Raw genomic sequence first — 24,449 nt, forward strand, 5'->3', positions numbered from 1 at the left:
TGCAACTTGAAAGCTATAGGATAGGGTTAAGGATGATTGCGCGGGTGCTCTTCGGCCAGTTTGGCAATACGGCGTGCCATACCGCGAAAAATAAACAGATGAGCGGGCATCATGGCGAACCAATACAGTAGCCCACTGAAACCGGCGGGGTGCCACCAGGCACGAACGTCGAGGGTACGGTGGTCGCCGTGATCCTTGATGGTAAAGCTCAGGCGGCCCAGCCCGGGGGCTTTCATACCAAACAGTAACGCCAACTGGCGCTGCGGCTTGAGCGTGATGACCTTCCAGCCGTCGACCACGTCGCCAATCTCCAGCGAGTCGCGCGGTGGACGGCCATAAACCACACGATTGCCGATCATATCGTCCATACGGGCGCGGATTTGCCACAGAATATTGGCGTAAAAATACCCCTCTTTACCGCCCAGTTGCTGCACGGTATGCCACAGCGCCTGGCTGGATGCCTGAGTTTCTATCGAACAGCCGGCCTGTTTGGGATAAAAACCGTAGCCCGGCCGCCAGCGTGCTCGCGCTTCCGGATCGTAGCCCCAGTCGGCGGAATCGACGACTTCCGCTTCGCGTTGCAGAGTGGCCGTCACCGCCTGATCGAAGGTTTGCAGATCCTGCGGTATCAACGCCTGCAGCGGTTTACCGTCGGCGGGCAGATCGTGGTTCAACCCCTGGATCAGTGCGCTGGCGATGGAAGTGGGTACCGAAGTGATCATGCTGATAAACCATACCGAGATAAAGCGGGTGGGCAGCGGGATCGGGATCAGCCAGCGTTTCTTGCCGCTGATGGCGATGAAGCGTTCAAACATGGTCTGGTAGCTGATGTACTCGGGGCCGGCGACGTCAAAAATGCGGTTTTCTTCTGCCGGATGCGCCAGCAGATCGGCCAGATACACCAGCAGGTTTTCCAGCGCCACCGGGGAAGATTTGGATCGTACCCAGCGCGGCGGCGTTAGCACTGGCAGGTTGTAGACCATATCGCGCATGATTTCGAACGCGGCCGAGCCGGGGCCGACAATGATGCTGGCGCGTAGTTCGGTAACCGGGACGCCACTCTGGCGAAGGATCTCACCGGTCAGCTTACGTGCCACCAGGTGCGGCGAGCTGTCGCCCTCGGGTTGCAGTGCGCCAAGAAAAATTACCTGTTTGACGCTGGAACTGCGCAGCGCATCGCGCAGGTTCTCCGCGGCCTGGCGTTCTTTTTCAATAAAATCATCGCCGTCGCCCATGCCGTGGATCAGATAATAAACGGCGTCGATCTCCCACAGCGCGGCGGCCAGGGTTTCTGGCCGATAAACATCGACATATTGACAGTTAACCTGCGGCCAGTGCTGTTCCTGCAGCCATTCGATGCGTCGTGCGGCGGCGGTAATGCTGTGTCCCTGTTCGATCAGGTGGGGGATCAGGTTTTGGCCGATATAGCCGCTGGCCCCAAGAACCAGTACGCGTTGAGCTGTCATTAGCGCCGCCTTTGCGGTGAAAGTCTGTTTAGCATAGACACAGGATGCCAAACTCGTGGTTTAAATGCACTTTTTGTGTGGTTATGCGGGCATTGCATCCGCTGACGGGCGGCGTCACACTACGCACCGTTTGTCTGTACTAAGCCGGAAGCTATGAAACTCAATGCCGTTTGTTATGCCCTGTTGGGACTGGCGCTGATTGCCAGTTTGTTTTTCCTGCATCCGATCTGGATGTGGTGGTTGTTGGCTAACCTGCTGACGCTGTTGGTGTACGGTGCGGATAAGTTTGCGGCGCGCAAAGACTGGCGACGGGTACCGGAAAGCACGCTGCTGGTGTTCGGGCTGGTGGGCGGGTGGGTCGGGGCGATAGCCGCGCAGCAGCTGTTTCGCCATAAAACCCAGAAACAGCCGTTCAAAAGCTGGTTTATCGTCAGCGTGGTGCTGAATGTGCTTGCGACGCTGGCGATTTGGTACTGGGTTTACGGCCGCTGGATACTCTGATTCACAGCAATAACGGCAGGGTAGCGCTTGCTGTTTCCTGCACGGCCTGGCCGTAAGCAGGGTCAAACTTGGCCAGTTCGGCCACCATAAACTCCACCAGCAACATCGCGCCGACCTTGGCAGGCAGTGCGCCCGCGTTCAGCGGACCTTCCGGTTTGGCCGCCACCAGCAGCACATCCGCCAGTTTGGCCAGCGGGCTGCGCTGGGTGTTGCTGACGGCGATGATCCGTGCGCCGCGTTGTTTGGCCAGGGTCACTGCATGCAACACGTCTTTGGTCGATCCTGAGCTGGAGATGACGATCAGCAGGTCTTGCTTTCCCAGCGAAGCTGCGTTCATCGCTGCCCGGTGCATATCACTGAACAACAGCGCCGGTTTGCCCACTCGCAACAGCTTGTAGTGCAGGAAATCCCCGATAATCGCACTGGCGGCGACGCCATAAATCTGCACCGAAGCGCTCTGGTGCAGGCTTTCTGCCGCCTGCCGCAGGGCCTGATGGTCCAGCAACGCGCCGGTATCCCGCAATGCCTGCACGCTTTCCTCCACCAGATCCTCCGTGGGGCTCTGGCGCGTGGTCGCCTCAGGCTGGTTTTGTTGCAGGCTCAGCGCCAGCGCCATTTTAAACTCGGTATAGCCTTTGCAGCCCAGATGACGGCAAAGCCGGGTCACGCTGGCTTCGCTGGTGCCGCTCTCGCGGGCCAGTTCGGTGATGGTAAAGTAGACGGCCCTGGATGGCTCCTCGATCACATAGCTACCGAGTTTTTGCAGCGTGGGGCTGTAACTCGTCAGATCCTGCCGCAGCCGCAATAATAAATTTCCAGTATTCATCACGTTACCTTTCTGATTATTCCTCTTTCTATTGTGGCGGAAAGTCGCCGCCGCCCGCCAGCGAAATCGACGTATTGTGAAGCCGATCATCGTTATGATTAAAATTTTCAACATTTATATTTATTTGTGGTAAAAATTTTCATCATAAAAAATGATAATGAGGAAAATTTATGTCAACAGCAGGGGAATCAAGGTCCGGCAGCTGGTTTGAAAAAGCCCAGCGGTTCGGAAAGTCGTTTATGTTGCCGATCGCCGTGTTGCCAGCCGCTGGCTTGCTGCTGGGGATCGGTGGGGCGTTGTCCAATCCCAATACTCTGGAGGCCTATCCCTTCCTCAACGTCGGTTGGCTGCAAGGGGTGTTTACCGTGATGGCCAGCGCCGGTTCTATCGTGTTTGCCAACCTGGCGGTGTTGTTCTCCGTGGGTGTGGCCGTGGGCCTGGCCAAAGGTGATAAGGGGACGGCGGGGCTGGCATCGTTGATTGCCTACCTGGTGATGAATGCCACCATCAATGCCTTACTCAAAATCAACGGTTCTCTGGCCGCTGAAAATCCGGGTGCGGTGGGGCAAGGCGTCATTATGGGCATCCAAACGCTGGAGACCGGGGTATTCGGCGGGGTGATCATTGGCCTGGTGACCGGGTATCTGCACGATCGCTACAACAAAATTGCGCTGCCGCAGTTCCTGGGTTTTTTCGGCGGTTCCCGTTTCGTCCCTATTATCTGCTCCCTGGCGGCCATGGGCGTGGGAGCCCTGATGACCGTTATCTGGCCCCACTTCCAGCAGGTGATCTTTGGCCTGGGCGGGCTGGTGGATGCCAGTGGTTATTTGGGCACCTTTATCTATGGTTTTGTGCTGCGCATGCTGGGGCCATTTGGCCTGCACCATATTTTTTATCTGCCGTTCTGGACCACGGCACTGGGCGGCAGCGAAGTGATCAACGGCCAGTTGGTGGAAGGGACACAGCGTATTTTCTTCGCTCAGCTCGCCGATCCACATACCCAGCAGTTTTACATCGGGACTGCGCGTTTTATGTCTGGCCGCTTTATCACCATGATGTTTGGTCTGGTAGGGGCCTGTCTGGCGATGTACCAGACCGCCCGTCCGGAGAACCGCAAACGCGTCGGCGGTTTGTTATTGTCGGCGGCGTTGACCTCGTTCCTCACCGGCATTACCGAGCCGATTGAGTTCTCGTTCCTGTTTGTCGCCCCGGCGCTGTACGTGGTCCATGCCCTGTTTGATGGCCTGGCGTTCATGCTTGCCCACATTCTGCATATCACTATCGGCCAGACGTTCTCCGGCGGCTTTATTGATTTCATGCTGTTTGGCGTATTGCAGGGCGAGGCCAAGACCCACTGGATGTATGTGCCGCTGGTCGGCGTTCCCTGGTTTTTTCTGTACTACTTCACCTTCCGCTTCCTGATTGTTCGTTTCAATTTCAAAACGCCGGGGCGCGGCGAAGAACTGCCGGCCGAAGTGGCACTGGAGGGTACCGCGCGATCGCAGCAGGTGCTGGCGGCGCTGGGTGGCAAAGACAACATTGTCGAGTTGGACTGCTGCGCCACCCGTTTGCGCATTACGGTGAAGCAGAGCCGGTTGCTGGATGAAGCCGGGCTGAAAGCCAGCGGGGCACGTGCGGTGATCATTCGCGGCAATGGGGTGCAGGTCATTTACGGTCCGCACGTCACCATCATTAAAAATGAAGTCGAGGAGTTATTGGATTTATGACGCTTTCTATTTTGCAGCAGATTAAGGGACGGTTGGTGGTTTCCTGTCAGGCATTGGATGATGAGCCGCTGCACAGTGATTTTATCATGTCGCGTATGGCGGTTGCTGCGCAGCAAGGCGGGGCGGCAGCGATCCGGGCCAACAGCGTAGAGGATGTCAAAGCCATCATGCAGGCGGTGACACTGCCGGTGATTGGTATCATCAAGCGTGATTATGTCGGCAGTCAGGTGTACATCACGCCCACTTTGCAAGAAATTGATGAGCTGATGACGGCGGGGCCGCAGATGATCGCCCTGGATGCGACCTTGCATCCTCGACCTGGCACCCTGGCGTTGGCGGCGTTGGTTGCTGCCGTGCGTGAGCGATATCCCGACGTGTTGTTGATGGCGGACATCGCCACGCTGGAAGAGGCCATCCATGCCGATCGTCTGGGGTTCGACTGTGTAGGGACAACCTTGCATGGCTATACCGAAGAAACCTTGGGCCGTGAGTTGGCACAGGATGACTTTGTTTTTCTGCGGGAGGTACTGGCGGCGGTCAGCGTACCGGTGATTGCCGAGGGCAATGTTGAAACGCCGACCATGGCCGCCCGCTGTCTGGCTTTGGGCGCGCATGCGGTGGTAGTGGGCGGAGCGATTACTCGTCCGCAGCAGATCACCCGTCGCTTTGTGGCTGCACTCGGGAACTGATGGGGATCTCCCTGAGGGTTACGTCAGGGAGATTCAGGACTCAGGCGTGCTGTTGGAGGAATTTCTGCCACAACTCGACCAGGCGCTGCAAATCCTGACGGCTGACATCGAGATGGGTCAGAATGCGCGTCAACGGCCCGCTGCTGATCAGTACGCCGTGCTCACGCATCCAGGGGCCCAGTTTGGCCGCCAGCTCCGGTGATTGACGCAGGTACAGCACGTTGGTCTGCGCGCCCGGCTCGACGATGTCGACGCCAATCCGTTGCAGTTGCTGTTCCAGCCATTTGGCATTGTCGTGGTCTTCACGCAGTCGCTTGACGTTGTGCTCCAGCGCATATAACCCGGCCGCGGCCAGAATACCGGCCTGGCGCAGGCCACCGCCGGTCATTTTACGCCAGCGCAGGGCCTGCTGGATAAAGGCCTCACTGCCGCACAATAACGACCCCACTGGCGCGCCGAGCCCTTTTGACAGGCAAATGGTGAAGGTGTCGCAGTACTGCACAATCTCTTTCAACGGCACATTCAGCGCGACGGCGGCGTTGAAGATGCGTGCGCCGTCGATATGCAAGGCCAACTGATGCTCACGGCTGAACTGCCAGGCCTGCTGCAGGTATTCCAGCGGTAGCACGCGGCCACTGATGGTGTTTTCCAGGCTCAGCAGTCGGGTTTTGGCAAAGTGGATATCGTCGGGTTTGATTGCCGCAGCGACCTTATCGAGCGGCAGGGTGCCGTCCGGGTTCGCTTCAATCGGTTGTGGCTGGATGCTGCCGAGCACCGCCGCGCCGCCGGCTTCGTATTTATAGTTATGCGCCTGCTGGCCGACAATGTACTCATCACCACGCTGGCAATGGCTCAGCAGCGCCACCAGATTGGCCTGAGTGCCACTTGGCAAGAACAACGCCGCTTCTTTACCGGACAGACGGACCGCTTCCGCCTCCAGGGCATTGACCGTCGGGTCATCGCCGTAAACGTCATCACCGACTTCGGCCTGGGCCATGGCTTCGCGCATCGCGGCGCTGGGGCGGGTCACGGTGTCACTGCGTAAATCGATAAGCATAAAAATCCTTTATCCCCTTCATCTTTCAAGCCGCAGCGTTGTTGGCTGCAACTTGAAATCTGTTGGGGATAGTTTTAGCTGAAAGAGGACACGATTATTAACGCAACCAGTTGGTTTTTGCCAGCTCGACCACTTCGTCGCCGCGGCCGTTGATAATGGCGCGCAGCATATACAGGCTAAAGCCCTTGGCCTGTTCGAATTTGATCTGCGGCGGCATTGCCAGTTCTTGCTTGGCGGTGACCACGTCCAGCAACGCCGGGCCCGGGTGCGCCAGCATTTCTTGCAGGGCCGCATCCAGATCCGAAGCCTTCTCCACGCGAATGCCCTTGATGCCGGCGGCGTTGGCAATTGCCGCAAAATCCGGGTTGTGCAGATCGGTGCCGTCGGTCAGGTAGCCGCCGGCCTTCATTTCCATCGCCACAAAGCCCAGCACGCTGTTGTTGAATATCACAATCTTGACTGGCAGTTTCAGTTGCGCCAGCGACAGGAAATCCCCCATCAGCATGGTAAAGCCGCCGTCGCCGCACATGGCGATCACCTGTTTGTTCGGTTCGGTGGCCTGCGCGCCAATGGCTTGTGGCATGGCGTTGGCCATCGAGCCGTGGTTGAACGATCCGAGCAGGCGGCGTTTGCCGTTCATCTTCAGATAGCGTGCAGCCCACACCGTTGGCGTGCCGACGTCACAGGTGAAGATGGCATCATCACTGGCGTACTGGCTGAGCTGCTGCGCCAGATACTGCGGATGAATGGGTTGGTCGTCATTGGCGGTTGCCAGCCCGTCGAGATCCTTGCGCGCAGTGCGGTAGTGCTCCAGCGCCTTGTCGAGAAACGCACGGTCGCTCTTCGGTTCCAACTGCGGCAGCAGCGCGGTGAGGGTGGTATGGATATCGCCCACCAGCGCCATATTGACCGGGCAGTGGGCGCCGATGCTACCGGGGTTGATGTCGATCTGAATGATATTGGCGTTGGTTGGATAGAACGCACGGTAGGGGAATTGGGTGCCGAGCAGCACCAGGGTATCGGCGTTCATCATCGCGTGGTAGCCGGAAGAGAAACCGATCAGCCCGGTCATGCCGACGCTGTAAGGGTTATCCCATTCGATATGCTCTTTACCGCGCAGCGCATGGACCACCGGTGCCTGCAGCAGTTCGGCCAATTTAACCACTTCGTCATGCGAGCCGGCACAGCCACTGCCGCACATCAGCGTAATGTTCTTCGCTTTGTTCAGGGTGGTCGCCAGCTTGTTCAGTTCGCTCATTGGCGGCTGCACCAGCGGCAGTGCCGGGGTGTGCCACACCATGCTGGCGTCTTCCGGTGCCATACGCAGTGCCACGTCGCCCGGCAGTACGATCACCGACACGCCGCGATTGAGGATTGCCTTGCGCATGGCAATTTCCAGCACCCGTGGCAACTGTTCCGGGTTGGAGACCAACTCACAGTAGTGGCTGCATTCGCGGAACAGTTCTTGCGGGTGGGTTTCCTGGAAATAGCCGCTGCCGATCTCGCTGGAGGGAATGTGTGCGGCAATCGCCAATACCGGCACGTGGTTGCGGTGGCAGTCAAACAGACCGTTAATCAGATGCAGGTTACCGGGGCCACAGGAACCGGCGCAGACCGCCAACTGACCGGTAAGCTGGGCTTCTGCTCCGGCGGCGAAGGCGGCGACCTCTTCGTGGCGCGTTCCCAGCCATTCGATGGTGCCCATACGGTGCAGGCTGTCGCTGAGACCGTTGAGCGAATCACCGGTGACGCCCCAAATGCGTTTCACACCGGCCTGTTCCAGAGTTTTCGCGATCAGTGTGGCTACAGTTTGCTTCATAATTCCCCCAAGCGTTGTAAAGGCCCCTCATCTTTCAAGCCACAGCCAGTCGGCAAGCGTGACTTGAAATCTATTGGGTATGACTTATCAGTCTTTCTCAAATAAACGCAGTGACATGCATGGAACCGGGAAAGTGTAGAAGGGGAAGGGAAAGCCTGCTTGCCGATAAATGCCCCATCGTCGCCGACGGGGCAGAAAGTGTCAGGCGAGGGTGACGTCACCTTGCAGTTGGCAACTGCAGGCCAGCACATAGCCCTGGGCGATTTCAGCCGCAGTCAGCGTCATGCTGCTGGTGGTGGTGTAGTCACCTTCGAGGATGCGGGTTTTGCATGAACCACACACCCCGGCGCGGCAGGCGGCGTTGACCGGCAGCGCGTGAGCTTCCATTGCCGCCAGCAGCGTGCTGCCGACCGGTACGCGGAACTCACGCAGAGGGCGAGCGGTGCGCAGGGTTAATCCTTCACCCTGTTCGGCATCGGTTTCTGCCGGGGTATGGAATTGCTCCTTATGGAAGCGGCTGGCCGGCACACCAAGCTGCAGACAAAGCTGTTCTGCCTGGGTCATATAGGGCGCGGGGCCACAGGTCATCACCGTGCGCTCGGTGAGATCCGGCACCGTCTGGCGCAGCACTTCGGCACTGATCCGCCCGCTAAGATAGCCCGGCTGAATATCCTGTTCGGCCATAAGCGTCAGCCGCAGCTGCGGATGCGCGGCGCACAACTCGCGCCATTGTTCGGCGAAAATGGTGTCGGCAGGGGTACGCACGTTAAAGATCACCGCGATATCACAGGCCGGACGGTTCGCTACCAGCCAGCGACACATGGAGATAATCGGCGTGACGCCACAACCGGCCGCCAGCATCAGGTAACGATCGGCCGGGTGCCGTTCACAGCTGAACTCGCCTTGTGCGTCGGACAGCCACAGGGTATTGCCGGGTTTGACTTCGCGGGTTAACCAGCGTGAACCCACGCCGTCCGGCAGGCAACGCACGCTGATGCTGAGAAAACGACTCTGACCGGGTGAGGAGGACAGCGTATAGGCGCGCAGCGTGTCTTCGCTATTGCCAATGCTGACCAGCGCAAACTGACCGGGTTGATAAGGGTAAAAAACATCGCAAATCAGATTCAGCGTCCAGACGTCAGCGGTTTCCTGCTGGATCGAATGCACCTGCATGCGGTTGGGGCAAAGTGGGCTGGGTTGGGTCATCGGGCACCTCAAAAGCAAAGGGGCCGCTATCCGCGACCCCAGGAATAACGTTATCAGCCGAGAAGGGCTTGCAGATCCTGCTCAACGGTAGTGATCGGACGCATGCCGAACTTGTCGTTGAGGATGGCCATCAGGTTGTCGGTCAGGAAGCCCGGCGCGGTCGGCCCGGTGACAATGTTTTTGACTCCCAGTGACAGCAGCGTCAGCAGGATGACGATCGCCTTTTGCTCAAACCAGGACAACACCAGACTCAGCGGCAGCTCGTTGACCGAGCAGCCGAGGGTATCGGCAAGTTTGACTGCCAGCATGATGGCAGAATAGGCGTCGTTACATTGGCCGACGTCCAGCAGGCGCGGCAAACCTTCCAGAGTACCGAAATCCAGCTTGTTGAAGCGGTATTTGCCGCAGGCCAAGGTCATGATCAGGCAGTCTTGCGGTACGCTGCGGGCGAAGTCGGTAAAGTAGCTGCGTTCATCACGGCTGCCGTCACAGCCGCCGACCAAAAAGACGTGACGCAGTTTCTTTTGCGCCACCAGGTCGATCACCGTATCAGCGGCGTTGAGCAGCGTCTGGCGGCCAAAGCCGACGGTGATCATATGTTCGATTTCGCTGTACGGGAAGCCGCTCATGCCCTGTGCCTGAGCGATCACCTGGGCGAAATCGTCCCCTTCCAGATGGTTAACGCCTGGCCAGCCGACGATGCTGCGCGTCCAGATACGATCGCCATAGTTACCGACCTCAGGATCGATAATGCAGTTGGAGGTCATCAGGATCGGGCCGGGGAATTTGGCAAACTCGGTTTGCTGGTTCTGCCAGCCGCTGCCGTAGTTGCCCACCAGATGCTTGAATTTTTTCAGTTCCGGGTAGCCGTGTGCCGGCAACATTTCACCGTGGGTGTAGACGTTCACGCCCTGGCCTTCGGTCTGTTCCAGCAGCATGCGCAGATCTTTCAGATCATGGCCGGAGATCAGAATGGCTTTACCCGCCACCGGGCGCACGTTAACCGCACTTGGTACCGGATCGCCATAGGCCTGAGTCTCGCCGTGATCGAGGATCGCCATCACGTTGAAGTTCATTTTACCGATGCCCATGGCGTTATTCAGCAGGGTATCCACGTCGCGCGGCTGGGTGCCGAGCCAGGCCATAAAAGCGTGGTAGTCGGCGTAAATCTGGTCATCGGACTGGCCCAGCACGTGGGCGTGTTCCATATAAGCCGCAGCGCCTTTCAGGCCATACAGGCACAGCATGCGCAGGCCGTGCACGTCGTCACCGACCTCGGCTTTATCGGTATTCAGGGCAAACTGAGCGGCCTGTTGCAACAGTGAGGGCATATCATCGCCGGCCAACTGCAGGCTGGCCAGGGGATGATCGACGTGCACGCCAGCGTCCAGCAACCGGCAGCGGGCGGCCAAAGACTCACGCAGAGCGATGGTTTCGCGCGCGTAACCGATGATGCGCTCGGAATCGAAGTTAACGTTGGTCAGGGTCGAGAAGAAGGCGCGTGGGGCAAAGCTGTCGATATCATGATCGACGATCCCGAGCGCCCGGGCCTGCAACGCCCAGGCGGATAATCCCTGTAACGCTGCGACCAGTAAATCCTGCAGGTCAGAGGTTTCCGCCGTTTTGCCACACATGCCCTGGGCATAGGAGCAGCCGTTGCCGGCTGGGGTACGGATGGTTTGTTCACATTGCACACAGAACATAATCGCTTCCTTTTTAAAGTTGCATTTATAATGCTTGTTTAAGAGCATAGATCGGCAATCGGGGCTTAAAAAGGCTTTTGTGATGCTACCAAGGGCAAGTTTGATTTAGCGCAATTTTGCCGCGCGGATGGGAATTATTACGCTTTCCGGGGGCAATGCCCCCGGGCAGAGATCAAGAGAACAGGGCGATCAGTACCGGTGCCAACAGACTCAGCAGGAAGCCGTGCACAATGGCTGGCGGCACTATCTCCATACCCCCGCTGCGTTGCAGCACAGGCAGGGTAAAGTCCATTGAGGTGGCGCCACACAGGCCCAGCGCGGTGGAACGGCTGCGGCGCACCAGCGTTGGGATCAGCATAATCGCTACCAGTTCGCGGGCCAGATCGTTAAAGAAGGCGGCGCTACCCAGGACCGGGCCGTAGGCGTCGGTGATCAGAATGCCGGAAAGCGAGTACCAGCCAAAACCGGACGCCATCGCCAACCCGGCTTTAATTGGCAACCCCAGCAGCTGTGCCGCCAGAGCCCCCCCGGCCAGTGCGCTAACGACCACCACGACCGCGACCATCATGCCGCGACGGTTAAGCACGATCTGGCGCAGCGTCATACCGCTGTTGCGCAGTTGGATACCGACCAGCAGCAGCAGGAAAATCAACGCGTACTCGCTGCCTTTATTGGCGAATTGCAGCCATTGCCACTGCGTCAGGCCGAGCAGGAAGCCGCCGAGCACCACGCCGCACAGCTTGAATGACTCGAGTGCCATATGCAGGCGTGAGGGCAGCTTTTCCTGTTTATGGCTGTTGTGCCACGGCATTTTGCGTTCCAGCAGCATCAGCATCAGTAAACTGGCGGCGAGAATGCACAGGAAAAACACCGAGGCATACTGGAAGATCAAGACCAGATTGCTGCTCAGATCCTCCAGAAACGCCAGGCTGATGCCCATAAAGAACAGGATCACGTACACCATCCCGCTCAGCAGGCGGTTGATGGTTTGCAGTAACGTCCTGCTGCGTAAAGAAATGAGGTAACCGGCAATCAGCGGTAACAGAATAATCAGCAGTCCTGAATACATGGTGAAGCTTACGTCCTTTGTTCAGCGGATGGCGCGCGGGTGACCGGCGGGGCTCAACAAGCTAACCAAAACAACGGCCGGAGTAAAGCGGCAGATTTAACCTCGCCTGCTTGACCTGCAAGGGGTTTTTTGACCATGCTCTGAGGAGGTCACCCCATGAAGGACGGTGGCAGTGCGCACGGGAGGCGACAGATGTTCTTAGAGCGTATCGAGATTGTAGGTTTCCGCGGCATCAACCGGCTATCACTGATGCTGGATGACAACACGCTGCTGCTCGGCGAAAACGCCTGGGGTAAATCCAGCCTGCTTGACGCGCTGACTTTGCTTCTGGCCCCAGAGCCCAAGCTGTACCGTTTTGAGGCGCATGACTTTCATTTCCCGCCCGGTGAGGAAGAGGCCAAAGATCGGCATTTGCAGGTGGTTTTTACCTTCTGCGAAAAAGACATTGGTCATGCTCATCTGCCCCGTTACCGCCATCTGTCGCCGCTGTGGATTAAGGGTGACGATAACCTGAACCGCATTTATTACCGTTGCGAAGGCGAATTGGCCGATGACGATACGGTATGCACCTGGCGCGGCTTCCTGGATGCCGACGGCAATGCGATGCAATTGCATCATATTGAGCAACTGGTGCACGCCATCATCCGTATTCACCCGGTACTGCGCCTGCGCGATGCGCGTTTTATCCGCCGCCTGCGGCCCAGTACGCTGAATAACGAAAACCCGGCCGATAACAAGGCGCTGTCACTGCAATTGGATCAATTGACGCGTGAGTTGGTGCGTAACCCGCAAAAATTGACCAATGCCGAGATGCGTCAGGGGCTGGCGGCCATGCAGCAACTGCTGGAACACTACTTCGCTGAACAGGGCTCGCAGGTGACAAGGCCACGCCGACAGCGACTGGATCAAGATCAGGATCAGCTGGCATGGCGTTCGCTGGACAGTATCAACCGCATGGTGGCCGAACCTAATAGCCGCAGTATGCGTCTTATTTTACTGGGCATGTTTTCTACGCTGCTGCAGGCCAAGGGCAGCGTCAAGCTGGATCCGCACGCCCGGCCGCTGTTGCTGGTGGAGGATCCGGAGACCCGTCTGCATCCGATCATGCTGTCGGTGGCCTGGGGGCTGCTGAACCAGCTGCCGCTGCAGCGCATCACCACCACCAATTCCAGCGAACTGGTCTCCCTGGTGCCGGTTGAGCACGTTTGCCGGTTAGTACGTGAGTCGGGGCGGGTTGCCACTTATCGCCTTGGGCCACGTGGGCTGGGCCCGGAGGATGGGCGACGCATTTCATTTCATATTCGCTTTAACCGACCGTCGTCGTTGTTTGCCCGCTGTTGGCTGCTGGTGGAAGGTGAAACGGAAGTCTGGCTGTTGAACGAGTTGGCGCGCCAGTGTGGCTATCACTTTGAAGCGGAAGGGGTGCGGGTGATCGAGTTTGCCCAGTGCGGCCTGAAACCGTTGCTAAGGTTTGCCCGGCGGATGGGCATTGAGTGGCATGCGCTGGTGGACGGCGATGAGGCGGGGAGAAAATACGCCAGCACCGTACGCGGCATGCTGGATAACCATGAGGACAACGAACGTGACCGGCTGACCGCGTTACCGGCACCGGATATGGAACACTTTATGTTCCGTGAAGGCTTCAGCTCAGTCTATTACCGGGTGGCCTCGGTGCCGAGCAATGGCCAGATGCCGGTACGTAAGGTGATCCTCAAGGCGGTGCATCACTCCTCGAAGCCCGACCTGGCGATTGAGGTGGCGATGAACGCGGGTGAGCGGGGCACGGATTCGGTGCCCCCCCTGCTGAAGAAAATGTTCTCACGCGTGATCTGGCTGGCACGCGGCCGGGCCGATTAGGCACCGGCAAAACGGGATTGGGCGTTGAAATGCTCCGCCATTCCCTGTTCCAGCTCGTCCAGCAGTTGATAGCGACGGCGGTATTCTGCACGTTTTTTACTGACGACGTCATCGATGGGTTTGCGAGTGATGTGTTCCGGCAACAGAAAATAGCCGCTTTCCAGCATCTTGCCGCCCATTGATATCCAAAATTGATCGTAATCGGCATGCAGTTGTTGTTTCTTTTTACTTTGATAACGCCAGTTCTGATAGATATGGGTGCTGTTGCCGACCGCCACGATTTGCTGAATGCCCAGATGACGTGCCAGTGTGCAAATGCCTTCCAGCACCAGCCGTTTTGGGAATAACCCGTGGCACTCTTTGGTGGCCTGCTGGATTTCCGCGTGCGGTACCTGGTGATTGGCCCCCTGCAAACCCCCGATAAACAACGTTGGCTGTTGCTGAAAGTGCATCAGTGCAAAGGTGATTTCCGCCAGCATGATCCCGTTGGCATTACGCAGCAGCAGGGTGGCCTCCCCTTCTTTATTCAGGTGATCAATGGCTGCCAGCTCCAGTGACACCGCACCGCCACTCTTGCCGCTGGCGCTGGTCAGCATAAAGGGCTTGTTCAGATGACCGAGCAGCATTTTCATTGGCATGCGTTGTTTGCTGAGATCGTAATGATCACGCAGGGCGAACAGGCCCTCGATTTTGCTCATGTTTGCTGCCAGATAGGGGCGATGCAGCTTGCACGGCAGGTTGGGTTGCGCGCTCAGGATCTCATCCAGCAAAGGGTTGGACGCCAGCATGTTGAGCAGGCCACTGGTGGTGCGCCAGGAAAATAACGAACGGCCGACAAACTTAAGGCGGAATGATGTTTTCTTCCAGGCTTTGCTCGGCGCTTTGTCGCCATTGGCCAGCGCCGTCATCAGTTGCCAGCCGTTAAGCGGGCGAGCAGATACGAGTGGATAGCTGAGCTGAGACATGATGAAATCCTTGACTGTGTTGAATGGCGCTATTTCAACAAGCCTTGACTAAACGGGAGTTCAATACTGAATGTAACCAAGGGTGTCTCCACAATGTGTTGAGCTAAGGTTTAGTTATTCATCACTGTGCGTGATAATTTAGCCTCCGTTGCCGCCATTGGCAGCTTGAATTGCAACAGACAGGAACCTATTTTGACGTGGTTTAAAGGACATAAGCGACGCTGGGTCATGGCGCTGGTGGTACTGGTGGCGATTGCCGCCGTAGCGGCCTGGCACTTTGGTCATCCGACAGCGACCCCATTTAAAACGGTGAAGGTTGCCAAGGGCGATCTACAGCAAAACGTATTGGCGACCGGCCAGCTTGACGCGGTGCGCAAAGTTGACGTGGGCGCGCAGGTCAGCGGTCAGTTGGAAAGCCTGTACGTCGAGATTGGCGACCGGGTGAAAAAGGGCCAGTTACTGGGCGTGATTGACCCGCAGCAGGCGCAAAACAGCATCCGAGAGGGTGAGGCTACCTTGCGTGAATTGCATGCTCAGTTGCAGCAGGCTCAGGCGGAACAACAGCTGGCGGCGGTCACACTGCAGCGTAATCAGGCGCTGGCCAAACTGCAGGCGGTATCACGCCAGGATCTGGATCAGGCGGCAACCCAACTGGCGGTGAAAAAAGCCCAGGTGGGCACCATTCAGGCGCAGATCGCCAGAAATCAGGCCAGCCTGGATACCGCAAAAATCAATCTGGCGTTTACCCGTATTGAAGCACCGATGGACGGTGACGTGGTGCAAATCACCACCTTGCAGGGCCAGACGGTGATCGCCGCACAACAGGCGCCAAACATTTTGACCCTGGCCGATCTCAGCACCATGTTGGTGAAGGCTCAGGTATCGGAAGCAGACGTTATCAGCCTCAAACCGGGCCAAAAAGCCTGGTTTACCGTACTGGGCGATCCGAACCGGCGCTTTGACGGCGTGCTGAAAGATATTCAGCCGACGCCGGAAAAGGTCAATAACGCCATCTTTTACTATGCACGTTTTGAAGTGCCGAACCCCGAGGGGCTGCTGCGACTGCAAATGACCGCGCAGGTGCATATCCAACTGGCGGGCGTCAGTCAGGCACAGGTCATTCCTTTGGCGGCGCTGGGCGATCAAATTGCCGATAATCGCTACCAGGTTTCGATATTGAAACAGGGCAAGGAGGAAAAGCGTGAGGTGGCCATTGGCCTGCGGAACAATATTGACGTGCAAATTCTCAGCGGATTGAACATCGGCGATGAAGTGATTGTCAGCCGCGGCGGCGCGGAGGCTCTCTGATGGCCGCGTTGCTGGAACTGAGCGGTATTTGCCGCAGCTATCAATCGGGCGATCAGACGGTGGCGGTCCTGAAGGACGTGAGCCTGAGCATCGAAGCCGGCGAAATGGTGGCGATCATGGGAGCCTCTGGCTCCGGCAAATCGACGCTGATGAATATTCTCGGTTGCCTGGATAAGCCCAGCGCCGGTGTGTATCGGGTGGCGGGGCAGGACGTCGCGACGCTCGATGGCGATGCGTTGGCCCGGCTGCGGCGTGAGCATTTTGGCTTTATCTTCCAGCGTTATCATTTACTGCCCCATCTGAGCGCGGCACATAACGTTGAGGTCCCGGCGGTGTATGCCGGGCTGGGAAAGGCGGCACGGCGCGAGCGGGCGGTGGGGTTGTTGCAGCGCCTGGGGCTCAGTGAGCGTGTGGGCTACCGGCCAAGCCAGCTTTCCGGTGGCCAGCAGCAACGGGTCAGTATTGCTCGCGCGTTGATGAACGGTGGGCAGGTGATCCTGGCGGATGAGCCGACCGGTGCTCTCGATAGCCACTCCGGCGAAGAAGTGATGGCGATCCTCAAGCAACTGCGCGAGCAGGGGCATACGGTGATTATCGTCACCCACGATCCGGCGGTGGCCCAGCAGGCTGAGCGGATCATTGAGATTCGCGATGGGGCGATCATTGCCGATTCACGGCCGGAACAGCGCCGCAACCCGAACGCCAAACCCCTGGAGATGGTGGCCCCGGCCCCGTCCTGGCAGCAAACCACTGGCCGTTTCCGTGAGGCGCTGGTGATGGCCTGGCGAGCGATGGCGGCAAGTAAAATGCGTACCGCGTTGACCATGCTGGGGATTATTATCGGCATCGCCTCGGTGGTGTCGATCCTGGTGATCGGCGACGCTGCCAAACAGATGGTGTTGGCGGACATCAAATCCATCGGCACCAATACGGTCGACATTTATCCCGGCAAGGACTTTGGTGACGACGACCCGACCTTTCGCCAGGCGCTGAAGTACGACGACCTTGCCGCGCTCCGTGAGCAACCCTACGTCAATGCACTGTCACCCACCATCGCCAGCAGCATGCGGCTGCGGTTGGGTAACGTCGACGTGGCGGCCAACGTCACCGGGGTCAGCGAGCAGTTTTTCCGCGTATACGGCATGACCTTTACCCAGGGCATCGGTATTGATCAACTGCAGGTGCAATCGCAGTCGCAAACGGTGGTGATTGACGCCAATACCCAGCGCCGGCTGTTCCCGCACCAGAAGGATGTGGTGGGGCAGGTGATCCTGGTGGGCAATATGCCGGCGACGGTGGTCGGGGTGGCGAAAGAAAAACAGTCGATGTTCGGCAGCAGCAAGACGCTGAACGTCTGGGTGCCCTACAGCACCATGGCCAACCGACTGATGGGCAACGCCTATTTCGATTCGATCACCGTGCGTATTCGCGAGGGCTACAACAGCCAGGAGGCGGAGCAGCAGTTGACGCGCTTGCTGACGCTGCGCCACGGCAAGAAAGACATCTTCACCTATAACATGGACAGTCTGGTGCAGACCGCAGAAAAAACCACGCGTACGCTACAGCTGTTCCTGACGCTGGTGGCGGTAATTTCACTGGTGGTTGGTGGGATCGGCGTGATGAACATCATGTTGGTGTCGGTGACAGAACGTACCCGTGAGATCGGCATTCGTATGGCGGTGGGGGCTCGATCCGGTGACGTACTGCAGCAGTTCCTGATTGAAGCGGTGCTGGTGTGTCTGGTCGGCGGCGCGTTGGGTATCATGCTGTCGTTTGCCATCGGCCTGTTGGTTCAACTGGTGCTACCGGGGTGGCAAATCAGTTTCCCACCGGCGGCGTTGCTGAGCGCGTTTGTTTGTTCAACGGCGATCGGTGTGGTATTCGGCTATCTGCCGGCGCGCAGTGCGGCGCGGCTTAACCCGATTGACGCGCTGGCGCGCGAATAATAAGCCAATAAAAAAATGCCAGTCATACGGCGGCTGGCATTCTTTGCGGTGTTTCAGACTGACTTGGTGGAAGCGTTTAGGCCAACGCCTCGCTTTCCACTGGCACAATAAGACTCGCATGGTTCCCTTTTGGCCCTTGGTGCACGTCAAAACTGACCTGCTGGCCAGCTTTTAGCGTCCGGTACCCGTCCATCTTGATCGTAGAGTAATGGGCGAATATGTCTTCGCCGCCGCCTTCAGGACAGATAAACCCAAACCCTTTGGCGTTGTTGAACCATTTAACAGTACCCGTCTCCATGCTTTTACATCCCTCGCAACGCTATTTTTAGGTGAGATGAATAACTGAATTCGCACCCGCCAATGGCAGGCAGCAGATGAGCCTGAGAGTGGTTAAAACACCACCAGCTCACGAATTTACACTCTAGAGCAAATGATCATCACGTCAAGGGATCGGCTTTTGTCGGTGGGGTGCAGTTCATCAAAGTTTGAAGCAGGTAACGCTATTGACATTGTTTGGTAACAATTCGTCAGTGATTTTTGCGCACGTTCCAGTGCGGCGGGATGGCGGCGAAGATGATAAAATAGTATGAATACCCCACTTTGAATAACCGGAACCTGTCCCCATATTAAAGGACAGAGCAGAGAAGATGAGCAGCGATGGGCAATAACAACGATTGGCTAAATTTTGAACACTTAGCCGAAGAAAAACAAATCGATGCGGTAAAACCGCCGTCTATGTATAAAGTTATACTTAACAACGACGATTACACACCGATGGAATTTGTGATTGACGTTCTGCAAAAGTTCTTTTCTTATGATATTGAACGCGCAACGCAACTGATGCTCACGGTCCACTATCAAGGCAAGGCGATCTGTGGTGTTTTTACCGCCGAGGTGGCGGAAACCAAGGTCGTACATGTGAACCGTTATGCCAGGGAGAACGAGCATCCGTTGCTTTGTACGCTGGAAAAAGCCTGATTAAGGCAATCTATTGGGGAGGTGCTTATGCTCAATCAAGAACTGGAACTCAGTCTCAACATGGCTTTCGCCAGGGCGCGTGAGCACAGACACGAGTTTATGACCGTGGAGCACCTGTTGCTGGCGTTACTCAGCAACCCTGCCGCGCGGGAAGCGCTTGAGGCATGTACGGTGGACCTGGCTGCACTGCGCCAGGAACTCGAAGCCTTTATCGAACAAACCACGCCGACGCTGCCCGCCAGTGAAGAAGAGCGCGACACTCAGCCGACGCTTAGCTTCCAGCGCGTACTGCAGCGTGCGGTATTCCATGTGCAATCTTCCGGCCGCAGCGAAGTCAGCGGCGCCAACGTGCTGGTGGCAATTTTCAGCGAGCAGGAGTCGCAGGCGGCTTACCTGCTGCGCAAACACGACGTCAGTCGTCTTGACGTAGTGAACTTCATTTCACATGGCACACGTAAAGACGAGCCGGGCCAAGCGCCAAATGCGGAAAACCCGGTGAATGAAGAGCAGTCCGGAGGGGAAGACCGTATGGAGAACTTCACCACCAACCTCAATCAACTGGCCCGGGTGGGCGGCATCGATCCGTTGATTGGCCGTGACCCTGAGCTGGAACGCGCTATCCAGGTACTGTGCCGTCGCCGCAAGAACAACCCGCTGTTGGTGGGTGAGTCCGGCGTGGGTAAAACCGCGATTGCCGAAGGGCTGGCCTGGCGCATTGTGCAGGGCGACGTTCCGGAAGTGATGGCGGACTGCACCCTGTATTCCCTGGACATCGGTTCGCTGCTGGCGGGCACCAAATACCGCGGCGACTTCGAAAAACGCTTCAAAGCCCTGCTGAAACAGCTGGAGCAGGATAAGAACAGCATCCTGTTTATCGATGAGATCCACACCATCATCGGTGCCGGTGCGGCGTCCGGTGGGCAGGTAGATGCCGCCAACCTGATCAAACCGCTGCTTTCCAGCGGCAAGATCCGGGTCATCGGCTCGACCACCTATCAGGAATTCAGCAACATTTTTGAAAAAGACCGCGCACTGGCCCGTCGTTTCCAGAAAATCGACATTACCGAGCCAACGCCGGAAGAGACCATTCAGATCATCAACGGCCTGAAAACCAAGTACGAAGCACACCACGATGTGCGTTATACCGCGAAAGCGGTGCGTGCGGCGGTTGAGCTGTCGGTGAAATACATCAATGACCGTCATTTGCCGGACAAGGCTATTGACGTGATCGACGAGGCGGGTGCTCGCAGTCGCTTAATGCCGATCAGCAAGCGCAAGAAAACCGTCAACGTTGCCGACATTGAGTCGGTGGTGGCGCGTATCGCGCGCATCCCGGAAAAAACCGTGTCAGCGAGCGATCGGGATGTGTTGAGAAGCCTGGGCGACCGTCTGAAAATGCTGGTGTTTGGTCAGGATCAGGCGATTGAAGCATTGACCGAAGCGATCAAGATGAGCCGGGCGGGTCTGGGACACGATCGCAAGCCTGTCGGTTCCTTCCTGTTTGCCGGGCCAACCGGCGTCGGGAAAACCGAGGTCACGGTTCAGCTGGCGAAGGCGATGGATATCAAACTGCTGCGTTTTGACATGTCCGAGTATATGGAACGTCATACCGTCAGCCGTCTGATTGGCGCACCTCCGGGCTATGTCGGTTACGATCAGGGCGGTCTGCTGACCGATGCGGTGCTCAAACATCCGCACTCGGTAGTGCTGCTGGATGAAATCGAGAAGGCGCACCCGGACGTGTTCAACCTGCTGCTGCAGGTGATGGACAACGGTACCCTGACCGATAACAACGGCCGCAAGGCGGACTTCCGCAACGTGATCCTGGTGATGACCACCAACGCCGGGGTACGCGAGACAGAACGTAAATCGATCGGTCTGGTCCAGCAGGACAACAGCACCGACGCGATGGAAGAGATCAAAAAAGTGTTCACGCCGGAATTCCGTAACCGCCTGGACAACATTATTTGGTTCAACCATCTGTCGGCCGAAGTCATTCAGCAGGTTGTCGACAAGTTTATCGTCGAACTGCAGGCGCAGCTGGATGCGAAGGGCGTGTCGCTGGAAGTGAGTGACGAAGCGCGTGACTGGCTGTCAGTGAAAGGCTATGACCGTGCGATGGGGGCTCGTCCAATGGCGCGTGTGATGCAGGAAAACCTGAAAAAACCGCTGGCCAACGAATTGCTGTTTGGTTCACTGGTGGATGGCGGCTCGGTGAAAGTCGAGCTGGACAAAGAGAATCAGAAACTGACTTACCAATTTATCAGCGCGTCAATGCGCAAAGCGGATGAAGGTGCGGTGCACTAAGTCCGGGGTCAGATAAAGAAAAAGCGATGCTTCGGCATCGCTTTTTTTATGGGTGAAAATCATCACCACAACAGAAATGATTGAGCCCTCTCAGTTTACCTGCGCACCTGCAACTCGATGTTGAACGTTGCTACGGGGGTAAACGGAAAGGGCTCCGGAGGCATTACATCCTCGGTGCCGCCATCGGCTGGCGACGAGTGAGCCGATTAACGGCTACGGAAGACAATGCGGCCTTTGCTCAGGTCGTACGGGGTCAGCTCTACAGTGACTTTGTCGCCCGTCAGGATGCGGATGTAGTTCTTACGCATTTTACCGGAGATATGTGCGGTAACCACGTGCCCGTTTTCTAATTCAACGCGGAACATGGTGTTTGGCAGCGTATCAAGAACGGTGCCCTGCATTTCAATATTGTCTTCTTTGGCCATCGAATCCTCTAGGTCTAACTACCTTAGTTTTTAACCGGCAAGATAATGCCGAAAAACCCACATTATGTAAAGAAGTGTCGGTGAACATTGCACCGTTTCCGCAAAATTAGTTTGTTGGGGAGGGTGGTTCAACCTGCTGTGGGGGTAAAACTTGCGGTGCCCAACACTCTGGCGCTAATGGCTTGCGCTGAAGTTGGCTGAGCTGCTGCAAAAATTGTCTTCGGGGGATCTCTCTCGCACCCAGCGTGGCAGTGTGAGCGTTAAGCACCTGACAGTCAATCAATTCTCCGCCATAAGCGGCAAAATGGCGGCAAAAAGTCATCAGGGCGCACTTGGAGGCATTAGTGGTGCGGCTAAACATCGACTCGCCGCAAAATAGCGCCCCCTGAGCGATACCGTACATGCCACCAACCAGCTCTTCATCCTGCCAAACCTCGATCGAGTGGGCGAAGCCAAGGCGGTGCAGATGCAAATAAGCACGTTGTACTTCCGGGCCAATCCAGGTGCCTTCTTCCGGTCGATCGGCGCAGGCGGCGATCACCGCCGCAAAGTCGTGATTCAGCGTAATGCGAAAGGGGTTACTGCGCAGAAAACGTTTCAGACTGCGGCTGATATGACGTTCGGCCGGGAACAGCACCGCCCGGGGGTCCGGTGACCACCACAGAATGGCTTCTCCCGGCGAGAACCAGGGGAAGATGCCACGCTCATAAGCGGCCAGCAAACGCGGCGCGGTCAGATCGCCGCCAATGGCCAGCAGCCCGTTAGGATCGCGCAGAGCGCCCTCAGGAGAGGGGAACGCCAGTGACTGCGGTGACAGCTTAACAATGCGCATATAAGGTCTCAGCGTCCTCTACAGGCCATTTTACAGCGGTATACCACTGATACGTTGGCGGAAGTGGGCGTAACGCCCCTGTTGACGCATCAGGGTGAGATGATCACCTTGCTCGACAATCTGGCCGCCGTCCATCACGCAGATGCGGTCCAGGTGCTCCAGCCCATACAGACGGTGGGTGACCAGGATCAGCGTTTTCCCCTGACAATGTTGGCGCAGTAGTGCCAGGATCTGTTGTTCGGTCTCGGCATCCAGGCCTTCGGTCGGTTCATCGAGCAGCAACAGGGGGGCCTGATGCAATAGCGCACGGGCAATGCCCAGACGACGCTGCTCACCGCCGGAAAGCTGGCGACCGCCATCTCCCAGCCAGGCATTCAGCCCCTCGTTCTCCAGCAGCTTGTCCAGCCCGACCTGCTGCAAGACCCCGCGCAGTTGTTCATCGGTGGCCGCCGGGGCAGCGATGCGCAGGTTTTCACGCAGCGTATCGCTGAAAATATGCACCCGCTGGCTGACGACGGTGGTCATCTGGCGCAGCGTGGTTTCATCGTAAGCGCTCAGTGGCTGGCCGTTGAGCAGCACCTGGCCGCTATCGGCGTTCCAGGCGCGGGTCAGCAATTGCAGCAGGGTCGATTTGCCACAGCCGGTACGCCCGAGCAGAGCAATGTGTTCACCGGCGGCAATCTCCAGCGTGACGTCCTGCACTACCGGCAGCGGTTGGTCGGGGTAGGTGAAGGTCAGCCGTTGCAGACTCAGGGCAGCGCCTTTCTCAGCCGCTGGGCCGCGGGTAGGGAAGCTGACCTCCGGTTGCCGGTCGATGACCTGCTTCACCCGGGTGGCGGAAGCGATCACCTGCCCAAGATGCTGGAAAGCGCCAGCCACCGGCATCAGCGCTTCAAATGAGGCCAGCGCGGCAAACACGAACAGCGCAATCAGCGCACCGGGCTGGCTGTCGCCACCGATACCGGCCGCAGTGAGCCACAGCAACAAGGTGACTGTCAGGCCGCTAGCCAGGATCATCAGTGCCTGCGCCATGCCGCCCAGCGAGGCCTGCTGCCATTGGCGGCGCTGCCAGTGCTGCTCGGTGGTATCCAGATCGGCGCGGAAGCTTTCAACGGCGCCAAACACCACCAGTTCGGCCTGGCCCTGAAGCCAGGCGGTAAGGTCGGTACGGTACTGGCCGCGCAGCGTGGTCAACTGGCCGCCAATCGGCTTGCCTGCACGATAAAACACCGGGGGCACCAGCAACAGTAGCATCAGCAGAATGCCCCCCAGCGTCAGCGCCAGAGAGGTGTCCAGCCAACTCAGGCCGTAAGTGACGACCACAATCACGGCGGCAGCGCTGACCAGCGGTGAGATCACCCGCAGGTACAAATGATCCAGCGTATCGACATCCGCCACCAGACGGTTAAGCAGATCGGCCTGACGGAAACGGGCAATGCCGCCCGGCGACAGTGGCAGGATCTTTTTAAAGGTAAACACCCGCAGATGGGACAGCACGCGGAAGGTGGCATCGTGACTGACCACGCGTTCGGCGTAGCGCCCGGCGGTGCGGAAAATGGCGGCACCGCGGACACCGGCGGCCGGCAGCATGTAGTTGAAAGTAAACAGGCCCGCCAGCCCGGCCAGGGCCGAAGCGGCGAGGAACCAGCCAGACAGCGCCAGCAGTCCGATGCTGGCCAGCAGCGTAACGATGGCCAGTACAATGCCCAGACAGATCAGCAGGCTGTGACGACGGTATAGCGCCAGAAACGGCAGCAAAACGCGCATG

At 57.7% G+C, this 24,449-nt stretch carries 20 protein-coding genes; 8 read left to right on the plus strand and 12 right to left on the minus strand.

Translation table 11 applies throughout. The annotated features are described in order from the left end of the window. Positions 1 to 26 precede the first annotated feature (26 nt). Positions 27 to 1,466 carry a DUF2867 domain-containing protein gene (locus tag NHG65_RS08375; RefSeq protein WP_499183156.1) on the minus strand — a complete coding sequence of 480 codons (1,440 nt, stop codon included), beginning with the start codon at positions 1,464 to 1,466 and terminating at the stop codon, positions 27 to 29. Positions 1,467 to 1,619: 153 nt separating this feature from the next. On the opposite strand from NHG65_RS08375, the gene NHG65_RS08380 reads away from it, so the two are divergent. Continuing rightward, positions 1,620 to 1,967, plus strand: coding sequence for a DUF1294 domain-containing protein (locus tag NHG65_RS08380; RefSeq protein ID WP_099061809.1), 348 nt, complete (start codon positions 1,620 to 1,622; stop codon positions 1,965 to 1,967). Between the two features lies 1 nt (position 1,968). On the opposite strand, the gene NHG65_RS08385 is transcribed toward NHG65_RS08380, so the two are convergent. Further along, positions 1,969 to 2,796: a MurR/RpiR family transcriptional regulator gene (locus tag NHG65_RS08385; protein WP_112350295.1), complete on the minus strand. Its 828-nt coding sequence runs from the start codon at positions 2,794 to 2,796 to the stop codon at positions 1,969 to 1,971. A gap of 167 nt (positions 2,797 to 2,963) precedes the next feature. On the opposite strand from NHG65_RS08385, the gene NHG65_RS08390 reads away from it, so the two are divergent. Both NHG65_RS08390 and NHG65_RS08395 read left to right on the plus strand, forming a co-directional pair. Continuing rightward, on the plus strand, positions 2,964 to 4,520 hold the full coding sequence (locus tag NHG65_RS08390) for a PTS transporter subunit EIIC (protein ID WP_099061807.1): 1,557 nt from the start codon (positions 2,964 to 2,966) through the stop codon (positions 4,518 to 4,520). Next, a complete protein-coding gene (locus NHG65_RS08395; RefSeq protein ID WP_413502620.1) occupies positions 4,517 to 5,209 on the plus strand; it encodes an N-acetylmannosamine-6-phosphate 2-epimerase in 693 nt (230 codons plus the stop codon). The genes NHG65_RS08390 and NHG65_RS08395 overlap by 4 nt, the downstream gene beginning before the upstream one ends. Before the next feature lie 40 nt (positions 5,210 to 5,249). On the opposite strand, the gene ltaE is transcribed toward NHG65_RS08395, so the two are convergent. The 5 genes from ltaE to NHG65_RS08420 all read right to left on the minus strand — a co-directional run bounded on the left by ltaE (position 5,250) and on the right by NHG65_RS08420 (position 12,063). Further along, entirely contained in the window at positions 5,250 to 6,266 is a 1,017-nt protein-coding gene (gene ltaE / locus NHG65_RS08400; RefSeq protein WP_413477358.1) for a low-specificity L-threonine aldolase, read from the minus strand. A 97-nt stretch (positions 6,267 to 6,363) separates the two neighbouring features. Further along, positions 6,364 to 8,085, minus strand: coding sequence for a ubiquinone-dependent pyruvate dehydrogenase (gene poxB, locus NHG65_RS08405; protein WP_499183157.1), 1,722 nt, complete (start codon positions 8,083 to 8,085; stop codon positions 6,364 to 6,366). A 201-nt stretch (positions 8,086 to 8,286) separates the two neighbouring features. Then, positions 8,287 to 9,291 (minus strand): NADH oxidoreductase, encoded by a 1,005-nt coding sequence (gene hcr, locus NHG65_RS08410; RefSeq protein ID WP_261426957.1) that lies wholly within the window; start codon positions 9,289 to 9,291, stop codon positions 8,287 to 8,289. A gap of 53 nt (positions 9,292 to 9,344) precedes the next feature. Next, entirely contained in the window at positions 9,345 to 10,994 is a 1,650-nt protein-coding gene (gene hcp, locus NHG65_RS08415; protein WP_207980089.1) for a hydroxylamine reductase, read from the minus strand. A 172-nt stretch (positions 10,995 to 11,166) separates the two neighbouring features. Then, on the minus strand, positions 11,167 to 12,063 hold the full coding sequence (locus NHG65_RS08420) for a LysO family transporter (RefSeq protein ID WP_176979999.1): 897 nt from the start codon (positions 12,061 to 12,063) through the stop codon (positions 11,167 to 11,169). A gap of 192 nt (positions 12,064 to 12,255) precedes the next feature. On the opposite strand from NHG65_RS08420, the gene NHG65_RS08425 reads away from it, so the two are divergent. Further along, positions 12,256 to 13,920: an ATP-dependent endonuclease gene (locus tag NHG65_RS08425; RefSeq protein WP_207980085.1), complete on the plus strand. Its 1,665-nt coding sequence runs from the start codon at positions 12,256 to 12,258 to the stop codon at positions 13,918 to 13,920. On the opposite strand, the gene NHG65_RS08430 is transcribed toward NHG65_RS08425, so the two are convergent. Beyond that, positions 13,917 to 14,885, minus strand: coding sequence for a VirK/YbjX family protein (locus tag NHG65_RS08430; protein ID WP_099061800.1), 969 nt, complete (start codon positions 14,883 to 14,885; stop codon positions 13,917 to 13,919). The two genes, NHG65_RS08425 and NHG65_RS08430, sit on opposite strands and share 4 nt — an antisense overlap. Before the next feature lie 228 nt (positions 14,886 to 15,113). On the opposite strand from NHG65_RS08430, the gene macA reads away from it, so the two are divergent. Together macA and macB are read left to right on the plus strand one after the other, a co-directional pair. Beyond that, positions 15,114 to 16,193 carry a macrolide transporter subunit MacA gene (gene macA, locus NHG65_RS08435; RefSeq protein WP_420030053.1) on the plus strand — a complete coding sequence of 360 codons (1,080 nt, stop codon included), beginning with the start codon at positions 15,114 to 15,116 and terminating at the stop codon, positions 16,191 to 16,193. Next, positions 16,193 to 18,139, plus strand: coding sequence for a macrolide ABC transporter ATP-binding protein/permease MacB (gene macB, locus NHG65_RS08440; RefSeq protein ID WP_413502614.1), 1,947 nt, complete (start codon positions 16,193 to 16,195; stop codon positions 18,137 to 18,139). Before macA ends, macB begins: the two co-directional genes overlap by 1 nt. Positions 18,140 to 18,215: 76 nt before the next feature. Here the strand turns inward: macB and cspD are convergent, their stop codons facing one another. Further along, complete coding sequence (gene cspD, locus NHG65_RS08445) at positions 18,216 to 18,437, minus strand: cold shock-like protein CspD (RefSeq protein ID WP_012006105.1); 222 nt, start codon at positions 18,435 to 18,437, stop codon at positions 18,216 to 18,218. A 359-nt stretch (positions 18,438 to 18,796) separates the two neighbouring features. Here cspD and clpS point away from each other — a divergent pair, with 359 nt between their 5' ends. Both clpS and clpA read left to right on the plus strand, forming a co-directional pair. After that, positions 18,797 to 19,117 (plus strand): ATP-dependent Clp protease adapter ClpS, encoded by a 321-nt coding sequence (gene clpS / locus NHG65_RS08450; protein WP_004928347.1) that lies wholly within the window; start codon positions 18,797 to 18,799, stop codon positions 19,115 to 19,117. Positions 19,118 to 19,144: 27 nt separating this feature from the next. Beyond that, on the plus strand, positions 19,145 to 21,424 hold the full coding sequence (clpA, locus tag NHG65_RS08455) for an ATP-dependent Clp protease ATP-binding subunit ClpA (protein ID WP_085116051.1): 2,280 nt from the start codon (positions 19,145 to 19,147) through the stop codon (positions 21,422 to 21,424). A gap of 206 nt (positions 21,425 to 21,630) precedes the next feature. On the opposite strand, the gene infA is transcribed toward clpA, so the two are convergent. The 3 genes from infA to cydC form a co-directional block, all read right to left on the minus strand. Further along, positions 21,631 to 21,849: a translation initiation factor IF-1 gene (gene infA, locus NHG65_RS08460; protein ID WP_002211347.1), complete on the minus strand. Its 219-nt coding sequence runs from the start codon at positions 21,847 to 21,849 to the stop codon at positions 21,631 to 21,633. Positions 21,850 to 21,955: 106 nt separating this feature from the next. After that, a complete protein-coding gene (aat, locus tag NHG65_RS08465; RefSeq protein WP_085116052.1) occupies positions 21,956 to 22,681 on the minus strand; it encodes a leucyl/phenylalanyl-tRNA--protein transferase in 726 nt (241 codons plus the stop codon). Positions 22,682 to 22,711: 30 nt separating this feature from the next. Beyond that, complete coding sequence (cydC, locus tag NHG65_RS08470; RefSeq protein ID WP_207980081.1) at positions 22,712 to 24,448, minus strand: heme ABC transporter ATP-binding protein/permease CydC; 1,737 nt, start codon at positions 24,446 to 24,448, stop codon at positions 22,712 to 22,714. Between the last annotated feature and the right edge of the window lies 1 nt (position 24,449).

The sequence above is a fragment of the Serratia myotis genome (assembly GCF_027474885.1).
Lineage (GTDB): Bacteria > Pseudomonadota > Gammaproteobacteria > Enterobacterales > Enterobacteriaceae > Serratia > Serratia proteamaculans.

Excerpts from the sequence above, each read along its gene's own strand:
- NHG65_RS08375 (WP_499183156.1), bottom strand. The coding sequence starts at position 1,466 with ATGACAGCTCAACGCGTACTGGTTCTTGGGGCCAGCGGCTATATCGGC.
- NHG65_RS08380 (WP_099061809.1), top strand. The coding sequence starts at position 1,620 with ATGAAACTCAATGCCGTTTGTTATGCCCTGTTGGGACTGGCGCTGATT.
- NHG65_RS08390 (WP_099061807.1), top strand. The coding sequence starts at position 2,964 with ATGTCAACAGCAGGGGAATCAAGGTCCGGCAGCTGGTTTGAAAAAGCC.
- NHG65_RS08395 (WP_413502620.1), top strand. The coding sequence starts at position 4,517 with ATGACGCTTTCTATTTTGCAGCAGATTAAGGGACGGTTGGTGGTTTCC.
- ltaE (WP_413477358.1), bottom strand. The coding sequence starts at position 6,266 with ATGCTTATCGATTTACGCAGTGACACCGTGACCCGCCCCAGCGCCGCG.
- poxB (WP_499183157.1), bottom strand. The coding sequence starts at position 8,085 with ATGAAGCAAACTGTAGCCACACTGATCGCGAAAACTCTGGAACAGGCC.
- hcr (WP_261426957.1), bottom strand. The coding sequence starts at position 9,291 with ATGACCCAACCCAGCCCACTTTGCCCCAACCGCATGCAGGTGCATTCG.
- hcp (WP_207980089.1), bottom strand. The coding sequence starts at position 10,994 with ATGTTCTGTGTGCAATGTGAACAAACCATCCGTACCCCAGCCGGCAAC.
- NHG65_RS08420 (WP_176979999.1), bottom strand. The coding sequence starts at position 12,063 with ATGTATTCAGGACTGCTGATTATTCTGTTACCGCTGATTGCCGGTTAC.
- NHG65_RS08425 (WP_207980085.1), top strand. The coding sequence starts at position 12,256 with ATGTTCTTAGAGCGTATCGAGATTGTAGGTTTCCGCGGCATCAACCGG.
- NHG65_RS08430 (WP_099061800.1), bottom strand. The coding sequence starts at position 14,885 with ATGTCTCAGCTCAGCTATCCACTCGTATCTGCTCGCCCGCTTAACGGC.
- macA (WP_420030053.1), top strand. The coding sequence starts at position 15,114 with ATGGCGCTGGTGGTACTGGTGGCGATTGCCGCCGTAGCGGCCTGGCAC.
- macB (WP_413502614.1), top strand. The coding sequence starts at position 16,193 with ATGGCCGCGTTGCTGGAACTGAGCGGTATTTGCCGCAGCTATCAATCG.
- cspD (WP_012006105.1), bottom strand. The coding sequence starts at position 18,437 with ATGGAGACGGGTACTGTTAAATGGTTCAACAACGCCAAAGGGTTTGGG.
- clpS (WP_004928347.1), top strand. The coding sequence starts at position 18,797 with ATGGGCAATAACAACGATTGGCTAAATTTTGAACACTTAGCCGAAGAA.
- clpA (WP_085116051.1), top strand. The coding sequence starts at position 19,145 with ATGCTCAATCAAGAACTGGAACTCAGTCTCAACATGGCTTTCGCCAGG.
- infA (WP_002211347.1), bottom strand. The coding sequence starts at position 21,849 with ATGGCCAAAGAAGACAATATTGAAATGCAGGGCACCGTTCTTGATACG.
- aat (WP_085116052.1), bottom strand. The coding sequence starts at position 22,681 with ATGCGCATTGTTAAGCTGTCACCGCAGTCACTGGCGTTCCCCTCTCCT.
- cydC (WP_207980081.1), bottom strand. The coding sequence starts at position 24,448 with ATGCGCGTTTTGCTGCCGTTTCTGGCGCTATACCGTCGTCACAGCCTG.